The organism is Kitasatospora sp. NPDC059577 (assembly GCF_042735475.1).
Lineage (GTDB): Bacteria > Actinomycetota > Actinomycetes > Streptomycetales > Streptomycetaceae > Kitasatospora.
Map to the genome: position 1 here is coordinate 121,722 of NZ_JBHWBZ010000019.1, position 6,143 is coordinate 127,864.

Genomic DNA, 6,143 nt, shown 5'->3' on the forward strand with positions numbered 1-6,143 from the left:
GGCCCCGGCCCCGCGGTGCGGGCCTCCCCCCCTATACCCCACCCCCCCCCCCCCTCCTGGGGGGCGGGCGCTCTTCGTCATGGCCGGCGGAGGGGCCCCGACGGGCCCGTGTGGCTGCCCGGGGCCCGGATCCGGGCCCCGGCCCCGCGTCAGTTCCAGTCGAAGCCCTGCGGGTCCGGACCGATCCGCTTGCCGGTGGCGACGGCGGCGATCGCCGTCAGGTCCTCGGCGTCCAGCTCGAAGCCCGCGACGTCCAGGTTCTCCCGGATCCGGGACGGGGTGACCGACTTCGGGATGGCGATCACGCCGCTCTGCAGGTGCCAGCGGAGCACCACCTGGGCGACCGTGCGGCCGTGCTTCCCGGCGATCTTCACCAGGGCCGGCTCGGCGAGCAGCTCCCCGCCCTGGCCCAGCGGGCTCCAGGCCTCGGTGGCGATGCCGTGGTCGGCGTGGAAGGCGCGCAGCTCCTTCTGCGGGAAGTACGGGTGCAGCTCGACCTGGTTCAGCACCGGGACGACCGAGGCCTCGTCGAGCAGGCGGGTCAGCTGCTCGGTGCCGAAGTTCGAGACGCCGATCGACTTGACCCGGCCGTCCGCCTTCAGCTGCTCAAGGGCCTTCCAGACGTTGAGGTAGGTGCCGTGCATCGGGCGCGGCCAGTGGATCAGGTACAGGTCGAGGTAGTCGAGGCCGAGCTTCTCCAGCGAGGCGTCGAACTCGCGCAGCACCGCGTCCCGGCCCTGCTCGCCGGACCAGTCGCGGGTGCCCGAGTTCCACAGCTTGGTGGTGATGTAGAGGTCCTCGCGGGCGACGCCGCCCGCCAGTGCCCCGGCGATCGCCGCGCCGGTGCCGGCCTCGTTCTCGTAGATGGCGGCGGTGTCGATCGAACGGTAGCCCGCGTCGATCGCGGAGCGGACGGCGGCGGTGGCCTCGCCGTCCGGGACCTGCCACACGCCGAAGCCGAGCTGCGGGATCTGCGCGCCGTCGTTGAGGGTGACGCTGGGGATGGTGCTCACGGGACGGGGTGCCCTCCTGGTCGTAGGTATTTCCAGAGGTGGGCAACTGGCACCGGAACGTGATTGTTCCCGCCAAACGGGTGAATCTTGGGTGCTGATTTGCAGGGGTCCGCCCGGGGTGGCGGGGCGCGGGGGAGGGGGTGCGCGTCCCGGGTCGGGGCCGTGCCGGGGCCGTGCCGGGGTCGTGTCGGGCCCGTGCCGGGGCTGCGCGGGCGGCCGTGGGCAGGCCCGGGAGCGTCCGGGCGGCGGGGGGCGGCAGGGACCGTGGGTGACCGGGCAGGGGTCGTGGGTGGCCGGGTGGGGGTCGTGGGTGGGCCATCGGCTGGGCCGTGTGGGGGACACGGCGGCGGAAAACCTGTTGCGGGGGTCACACCGGGGTTGGCAGTCTCGCGGACATGGCCTCCTGAAACCCGGGCCCTTCGTGCCCTTCCTGTGTCCGTCCGGCGCTCTCCGGCGCTCTCCGGCGTTCCCGCCTGCGTTTGCCGCCGGCGCTACCTCCGGACGCCCCGGTGTTGCCGCGCCGTCGCGCCGCGCGTCCGTCGCCCGTCGGCTCGGGCCGTCCACGTGGGCGGGGTCTGCGTGCCGCGCGGCCCGTGCCGGTCCGCACCTCCGCTTCCGTCCCGTGGACCCCCTCCTCCCGGGGCTCCGTTCCTCGTTCCCCCGTTCCCCTGTACCTCCGCACCGTTCGTATCGGAGTGTCATGCCGCTCACCCCCCTGCCGCTGGCCGATCCCGGCAGTCCCGACCTCTCCTCGCCCCTCGCCTTCCTGCGCTGGCTGCAGCGCAGCCAGCGGCGCGGGCAGCTGCTCGCCACCTGTTGGGCGCTGCTCGAAATGGGCTGCCGGGCCGCCCTGCCGATACCGCTGGGGATGGGTGTGCAGGCCGCCGTCGACGGTGACGCCGACGGGATCTGGCAGGCCGGTGGACTCGCCCTGCTGCTCGCCGCGGGCGCCGCGCTGGGAACCGTGCTGTTGCACCGCCAGGCGGTCTGGAACTGGATCCACGCCGCCTGTCAGGTGCGGCAGTTGGTGTCCCGGCAGGCCTCGAACCTCGGGGCCGGACTGTCCCGCCGGATCGCCACCGGCGAGGTCGTCGCGGTCGGCAGCGGGGACGTCGAGCGGATCGGCTGGTACGTCGAACTGATCGCCCGGGTCCGGTCCGCGGTGATCGTCTGGCTGGCCGTCAGTTCGGTGGTTCTGGTGGTCGAGCCCGTGCTGGGCATCGGAGTGCTGCTCGGCGTCCCGGTGCTGGCCGCCTCCGTCTGGCCGCTGATCGGGCCGTTCGAGCGGCGCTACGAGCAGCAGCGCGCGCTGGGCGGCAAGGCCACCGAGCTGGCCGCCGACACGGTGGCGGGCCTGCGGGTGCTGCGCGGCATCGGCGGTGAGGAGCTGTTCCTGGAGCGCTACCGGGCCGCCTCGCAGAAGGTCCGGGCGGCGGCCGTCCGATCGGCCCGGATCTGGTCGCTGATGCAGGCCCAACAAGTGCTGCTGCCAGGCCTGTTCGTCGTCGGCGTCACCTGGTACGGCGCCCGGCTGGCGGCTGCCGGCGAGCTCACCGTCGGCACCCTGATCGCGGTGTACGGCGCGACCGCCTTCCTGGCCGCGCCACTGCGGATCCTGGGCGAGGCCGCACACGCCTGGAGCGTGGCCCGGGTATCCGCCGGGCGGGCCGTCCGGGTGCTGTCCCTCAGTCGGACCGGCACCGCGACCGGGGCCGCCCTGACCCGGCCGGCCAAGGCCGACCTCCACGACCCGGCCAGCGGGCTGACCGCGCGGGGCGGCGAGCTGACCGCGGTGGTCTGCGGGGACCCGGACTTCGCCGGGGCGCTCGCCGAACGGCTCGGCGGCCACGTCCCGCGGGCCGAGGACGAGCCGGACCTGCCCTCCGTGCGGCTCGGCGGTACGGAGCTGGATGCGGTGCCGCTGGCCGAGGCGCGGGCGGCCGTGCTGGTCCACGACAAGGAACCGGTGCTGCTCTCCGGCACGCTGGCCGAGCTGTTCGACATCCCGTCCTCGGGGCGGGTCCCGGCGGCCGAGGCGCTGGCGGCCGCCCGGTCGGACGACGTGCTGGAGGCCCTGGTGGACGGCTCGCCGGAGTGCGCGGGCGATCCGATGCGCGCCCGGATCACCGAGCGCGGGCGCTCGTTGTCCGGTGGGCAGCGCCAGCGGCTCGCCCTGGCCCGCGCGCTGCTGGCGGACCCGCCGGTCCTGGTGCTGGACGAGCCCACCAGCGCGGTCGACGCCCACACCGAGTCCAGGATCGCCACCGGTCTGCGGGACACCCGGGCGGGCCGCACCACCGTGGTCTTCGCGACCAGCCCGCTGCTGCTCGACCAGGCGGACCGGGTGGTGCTGCTGCGCGACGGCCGGGTGGTCGCGGCCGGGCGGCACCGCGAGCTGATGCGGACCGAGCCGGCCTACCGGGCCGTGGTCACCCGCGACGAGGAAGCCGCCCAGCCGGTGGGTGAGGCCGTGTGAGCGGGCTCTCGAACCGGTTCGTCGACCGCCCCGCCACGCATACGAGGAGTACGTCATGAAACCCCCCGTCCACGAGGAACAGGGGCCGGCCACCACCCTGCCGGTCGGCTCCCCGGCCGCGGTGCGCGAGTACCTGCTGCTGCTCACTCGGCGGCACCGCGGCGGCTTCTCCGCGGTGGTGGCGCTGCACTCGGTGGCCACGCTGGCCGGACTCGTCGGCCCCTGGGTGCTCGGCAGCCTGGTCGAGTCGCTGGCCACCGGCACCGCCGGGTCCACCATCACGGTGGCGGTCGCCTGGTACCTGCTGGCGCTCGTGGCGCAGGCCGCGTTCACCGGCTGGTCGCGGATGCGCGGCGCGGTGCTCGGCGAGCGGGTGCTGGCCGACCTGCGCGAGGACTTCCTGGTCCGCTCGGTCGCGCTGCCGACCGGCGTGCTGGAACGGGCCGGCACCGGGGACCTGGTGTCCCGGGGCACCACCGACGTCGACCGGCTGGACAAGTCGGTGCGCGAGGCGGTGCCCGAACTCGCCGTCGCCGTGGTGTCGTTGCTGCTGGTGCTCGGCGCGCTGATGGTCACCTCGCCGCTGCTCGCGCTCACCTCGCTGATCGGGCTGCCGCTGCTGCTGGCGACGTCCCGCTGGTACTTCCGGCGCGCGCCCCAGTCCTACCGCAACGAATCGGCCGGGTACGCGGCGGTGAACACCGTCCTGGCCGAGACGGTGGACGCCGGACGGACGGTCGAGGCGCTGCGCCTGGGCGACCGCCGGATCGGGCTGACCGACCACAAGCTGCGCGAGTGGCTGGACTGGGAGCGGTACACCCTGTGGCTGCGCTCGGTCTGGTTCCCGACCATCGACGCGGTCTACACCGCGGCGGTGCTCGCCACCCTGGTGCTCGGCGGGCTGTTCACGATCAAGGGCTGGATCACCGTCGGTCAGTTGACCACCGGTGTGCTGTACGCCCAGATGCTGACCGGCCCGGTGGACCTGATCCTGCGCTGGTACGACGAGTTGCAGATCGGGCAGGCCTCGCTGGCCCGGCTGGTCGGCGTGCGCGAGGTGCCGGAACACGAGGGGGACGAGAGCGCCCGTCCGGACGGACGCCGGGTGGAGGCCCGGGACGTCCGGTTCGGCTACCGCGAGGGCGCGGACGTCCTGCACGGGATCAGCCTGGACGTCGCGCCGGGCAGCCGGGTCGCACTGGTCGGGCCGTCCGGGGCGGGCAAGTCCACGCTCGGGCGACTGCTGGCCGGGATCTACACCCCCGGCCGCGGCAGCGTGACCCTCGGCGGGACGGCGCTGTCACGGATGCCGGCCGAACGGGTACGCGCGGAGGTGGCCCTGGTCAACCAGGAGCACCACGTCTTCGTCGGCACCCTGCGGGACAACCTGCGACTGGCCGCGCCCGACGCCGACGACACCGGACTGCGGGCCGCGCTGGACGCGGTGGACGCCGGCGCCTGGGTGGACGCCCTGCCGGAGGGACTGGACACCGAGGTCGGCTCCGGGGGCACCTCGCTGACCCCGCCGCAGGCCCAGCAACTCGCCCTGGCCCGACTGGTGCTGGCCGATCCGCACACCCTGGTGCTGGACGAGGCCACCTCCCTGCTGGACCCGCGGGCGGCCCGGCACCTGGAGCGCTCGCTCTCCCGGGTGCTGGAGGGCCGGACGGTCATCGCCATCGCCCACCGGCTGCACACCGCGCACGACGCGGACGTGATCGCGGTGGTCGAGGGCGGACGGATCAGCGAGTACGGCAGCCATCCGCAGCTGGTCGCGGCCGGCGGGCCGTACGCGGCGCTCTGGCGGTCCTGGCGGGACGAGCGGTAGCGGCCGACGGCAGCCGGGTCGGGAGGGGCCGGGTTGGGAGGGGCCGGGTTGGGAGGGGTCGGCTCGGGAGCGGTCGGGTCGAGGGCCGGAGAAGCGGAGGAGGACGTGCCCGGAACGGGAGGGGGGAGACGGGAGGGGAGAGATCGGTAAACCCGCACGGGGTCGGATTGCCCCGTGCGGGTTACTCCCTGGCCCGGAAGGGCGCGTAACCGGGCAAATCGGCGGACAGGCCCGCAGACTGCTCCGGTGACCAAGACTTCAGACGGCTCCTCCCGCTCCCCGCGCGGTGAGATCGGTGGGATCCCCACGCGCTACATCGGGATCGGCGTCATCGTCGTCCTCGCCGTGTGGTTCCTGTTCGCCAACCTCGACAAGGTGAAGATCCAGTTCTGGGTGTTCACCGTCACCGCGCCGCTCTGGATCACTTTGCTGGCCACGCTGATCGCCGGTGGGGCGCTCGGCTGGCTGCTGAAGGGGCGGCGCAGCCGGTGACCACGGATCCCGGGCCGGCCCGCGCCGGCGCTCCGGCCTTCGCGCCGCTGATCGAGATGCGCGGGGTCAACAAGCACTTCGGTGACCTGCACGTGCTGCAGGACATCGAGTTGACGGTCGGCCGGGGCGAGGTCGTCGTGGTCATCGGACCGTCCGGCTCCGGAAAGTCCACGCTGTGCCGGGCCATCAACCGGCTGGAACCGATCGAGGACGGCACCATCCTGATCGACGGGGGGCCCCCCCCCCCGGGGGGGCCGGGGGGCGCCCCGCGCCGGGGCGAGGTCGGGCAGGTGTTTAACTCGGTGAAACAGTTAGCGCCCAAAAACGGGCGGCA

At 74.2% G+C, this 6,143-nt stretch carries 5 protein-coding genes; 4 read left to right on the top strand and 1 reads right to left on the bottom strand.

Features of this window, described 5'->3' with window-relative positions:
• Positions 1-149: 149 nt before the first annotated feature.
• Positions 150-1,013 (bottom strand): aldo/keto reductase, encoded by an 864-nt coding sequence (locus ACFV0O_RS17775; RefSeq protein WP_380342374.1) that lies wholly within the window; start codon positions 1,011-1,013, stop codon positions 150-152.
• 700 nt (positions 1,014-1,713) lie between these two features.
• On the opposite strand from ACFV0O_RS17775, the gene ACFV0O_RS17780 reads away from it, so the two are divergent.
• The 4 genes from ACFV0O_RS17780 to ACFV0O_RS17795 form a co-directional block, all read left to right on the top strand.
• On the top strand, positions 1,714-3,489 hold the full coding sequence (locus ACFV0O_RS17780) for an ABC transporter transmembrane domain-containing protein (protein WP_380342377.1): 1,776 nt from the start codon (positions 1,714-1,716) through the stop codon (positions 3,487-3,489).
• A gap of 55 nt (positions 3,490-3,544) precedes the next feature.
• Complete coding sequence (locus ACFV0O_RS17785; RefSeq protein ID WP_380342379.1) at positions 3,545-5,317, top strand: ABC transporter ATP-binding protein; 1,773 nt, start codon at positions 3,545-3,547, stop codon at positions 5,315-5,317.
• Positions 5,318-5,563: 246 nt separating this feature from the next.
• On the top strand, positions 5,564-5,809 hold the full coding sequence (locus ACFV0O_RS17790; RefSeq protein ID WP_380342381.1) for a LapA family protein: 246 nt from the start codon (positions 5,564-5,566) through the stop codon (positions 5,807-5,809).
• 56 nt (positions 5,810-5,865) lie between these two features.
• Positions 5,866-6,143: ATP-binding cassette domain-containing protein (locus ACFV0O_RS17795; protein ID WP_380342424.1), on the top strand; the 278-nt coding region annotated here is incomplete at its 3' end.

Excerpts from the sequence above, each read along its gene's own strand:
- ACFV0O_RS17780 (WP_380342377.1), top strand. The coding sequence starts at position 1,714 with ATGCCGCTCACCCCCCTGCCGCTGGCCGATCCCGGCAGTCCCGACCTC.
- ACFV0O_RS17785 (WP_380342379.1), top strand. The coding sequence starts at position 3,545 with ATGAAACCCCCCGTCCACGAGGAACAGGGGCCGGCCACCACCCTGCCG.